Genomic DNA, 2,970 nt, shown 5'->3' on the forward strand with positions numbered 1-2,970 from the left:
CCCCCGCCCCCAACCCCGCGATCGTCTCAACATTCGCAACATTCGCGGGCGCGGCGCGGTGATGACCGACGCGCGCACCGCGCTGCGCGAGGCGGCCGCGCGCTTCGGCTTTTCCGCGACGCCGCGGCTCGATGCCGAACTGCTGCTGGCGCATGCCATGGGGATCACCCGCGAGCGGTTGCTGCTGACGCTCGGCGACCATCCGGTGCCGCCCGCTTTCGCCGCGCTGGTGGAGCGGCGCGCCGCGCACGAGCCGGTCGCCTATATCACCGGCACGCGCGCCTTCTGGACGATCGACCTGGCGGTCGGCCCGGGCGCGCTGGTGCCGCGTGCCGACAGCGAGACGCTGATCGAGGCGGCGGTCGATCATTTCGCGGGCACCGCCGGCCCCGCACGGATCCTCGATCTGGGCACGGGGCCGGGGACGCTGCTGCTCGCCGCGCTGGCGCAATGGCCGGGGGCGAGCGGGCTGGGGGTGGACGCCTCCGCCGCCGCGCTGGGTCAGGCGCGCGGCAATGCGCAGGCGCTCGGGATGGGCGCGCGCGCCGCCTTCCGGCTCGGCGACTGGGGCGCGGGGCTGGCGGAGCGGTTCGACCTCATCCTCGCCAACCCGCCCTATATCGCGACCGATGCCGATCTGCCGGCCGAGGTGCGCGGCTACGAACCGGCGCAGGCGCTGTTCGCCGGGGCGGACGGGCTGGACGACTATCGCCGCATCGCGCCGCAGTTGCGCGCGCTGCTGGCGCCGGGCGGGGTCGCCTGTATCGAGATCGGCTGGGACCAGGGCGCGGCGGTGCCCGCGCTGCTGGCGGCCGAAGGGTTGTCGGCCACGGTTCGCCGCGATCTGGGCGGGCGCGACCGCTGCGTGATCGCGATGGCCGGATCGGGCGGTTGAAGCAGCGCGTGCGCATCCCAATATTTTCCTTTGAGAACGCCTGCCGAGCCGCTAGAGACACGGGCGGGGCACGCGCACTCACGATACGGTTGTACGAGGCGTCTTGTCCTCCCTTCGTCATTAGCCGCTGCAGTCCGGCGGCCATGGCAGGCCCGCATCGACCATGGTCGATGTGCGGCGGGACATTGCTGCAACCAGCGCCCTGCGTCGGACCGATCGTCGGCTGACCGGGGCGTGCAAGGGCCGGTTTTGATTTCGGGGCTTTGGTTTTCGGGACGAGGACAGTGATTTGATCAATAACCGTCAGAACGGTCGCCGTCGCGGCCGTGGTGGTGGCCAGCGCCAGGGCGGCGGCGGCCAGGGACAGCGTGACAGCGGCAATCGGATCGACAGTCGCGCGCGCGGCAATGCGGCGCAGCTGCTCGAAAAATACAAGAACATGGCGCGCGACGCGCAAATGTCCGGCGATCGCGTCAACACCGAATATTATCTGCAGTTCGCGGACCATTATTTCCGCGTCCTCGCCGACCAGCGCGGCCGCACCGACGACCAGCCGCAGCGCCGCACCCGCGACGATTTCGACCAGTTCGACGATATCGACGACTTCGGTGACGAAGGCGAGCCGATCCGCGGCGAGGAACAGGCGCGCGCCAGCGAGGCCGATGCGCCGCAGCGCGAGCGTGGCGACCGCGGGGACCGCGGCCGCGATCGCCAGCGCGACGGGAACCGCGAGTTCGCCGGGCGTGAGGGCGGGCGAGAGGATCGTCCGGATCGTCAGGATCGTCGCCCCGCGCGAGAGGATCGCCAGGATCGCCGCAACGGTCACGCCGCCCCGGTAGAGGGCGGGCGCAACGGCCATGCCGGTGCTGAGGACGATCGCGCGCCGCTGACCGCCGCGACGGCGGAAGCCGCTCCGGCCGACGAAGGCGCCGCGCCGCGTCGCCGCACGCGCAAGCCGCGCGAGGCCGCCGCGCCGGTCGAGGCGGCCGGCTTCGACGCCGATCGCCTGCCGCCGTCGCTGGGCATTTCCGCCGCCGCGGAACCGGCGCCCGCCGCCGACGCCGGCGATGTCGCGGAAGAGGCACCCAAGCCGCGCCGCCGCCGCGTCCGCACGGCGGCTGCCGAGGCTGCGGCCGAATAGGCGCGCCCTTCGCTTCGCTGCGATGACGGTCCGGCCCCGCCCGCCCTTCGTGGCCGGCGGGGCCGCTTCGTGTCCGGCGGTCGAGACGAAGCGTTAAGCCGCGCCGCGTAGGAAGGCCCGATGCCCACGCTTGCCGAGCATATCAACTGGCACCTCAAGCTGCCGCAGCACGGCTGGATCGTGCGCGGCGTGCGCGATACGCCGCCGCTCACGGCCCGCGACGACGGCGTCATCCTGCTCTCGATGGTCGGCACCGCCTCGGTGCTGCCCTATCTGGTGGCGGTGAAGACCTTCGCACTGGCGCTGGGGCGCGGGCGGGTGGTGATCGTCGACGACGGCACGCTGACGCCCCGTGACCGCGACCTGCTGGCCTGGCATCTCGCCGATCCGCGCATCATCGCGATCGACGCGGTCGATACCGGCCCATGCCCGCGCGGCGGCACCTGGGAACGGCTGCTGACGATCCTCGACCTGCGCCGCGACGCTTATGTCATTCAGCTCGATTCGGACACGCTGACGCTGGGCGCGGTGCCGGAGGTGGCGGCGGCGATCGATGCCGGGCGCTGCTTCACGCTGCGCGGCGAGGAATCGGCGCAATTGCTGGCCGCGGATGATTTCGTCGCGCGGCTGGCGTCCGAGAACAGCCGTCACGTCCAGCGCGCGATCGAACAGGCGATCGACCGCACCGGCATCGCCCGCTACGTCCGCGGCTGTTCGGGGTTCGCCGGCTTCGCCCCTTCGAGCGAAGGGCGCGCCGTTGCGGAGAGCTTCAGCCGCGCCGCCGAGGGGATCGTCGGCGCCGCGCGCTGGCGCGAATGGGGAACGGAGCAGGTGACCTCGAACGTCGTCGTCGCCAACAGCGCCGATCCGCTGCTGCTCCCGTATGACCGCTATCGCAATTTCTGGAACGATGGCGTGCCGGCGGGGGTGGGGG

Annotated in this window: 3 protein-coding genes; all 3 read left to right on the forward strand. The window is 72.2% G+C overall.

The window, feature by feature from the left end; all coding sequences use genetic code 11:
- The first annotated feature begins 61 nt into the window (after positions 1-61).
- On the forward strand, positions 62-895 hold the full coding sequence (gene prmC, locus AX685_RS15915; protein ID WP_096611713.1) for a peptide chain release factor N(5)-glutamine methyltransferase: 834 nt from the start codon (positions 62-64) through the stop codon (positions 893-895).
- A gap of 289 nt (positions 896-1,184) precedes the next feature.
- On the forward strand, positions 1,185-2,036 hold the full coding sequence (locus AX685_RS15920; RefSeq protein ID WP_066490408.1) for a DUF4167 domain-containing protein: 852 nt from the start codon (positions 1,185-1,187) through the stop codon (positions 2,034-2,036).
- A gap of 120 nt (positions 2,037-2,156) precedes the next feature.
- The coding region (locus AX685_RS15925; protein WP_066490410.1) for a hypothetical protein at positions 2,157-2,970 on the forward strand (814 nt) is incomplete at its 3' end.

The sequence above is a fragment of the Sphingomonas sp. CCH9-F2 genome, from assembly GCF_001556735.1.
GTDB lineage: Bacteria > Pseudomonadota > Alphaproteobacteria > Sphingomonadales > Sphingomonadaceae > Sphingomonas > Sphingomonas ginsenosidimutans.

Coding starts and splice junctions, on each gene's coding strand:
- prmC (WP_096611713.1), top strand. CDS start 62: ATGACCGACGCGCGCACCGCGCTGCGCGAGGCGGCCGCGCGCTTCGGC.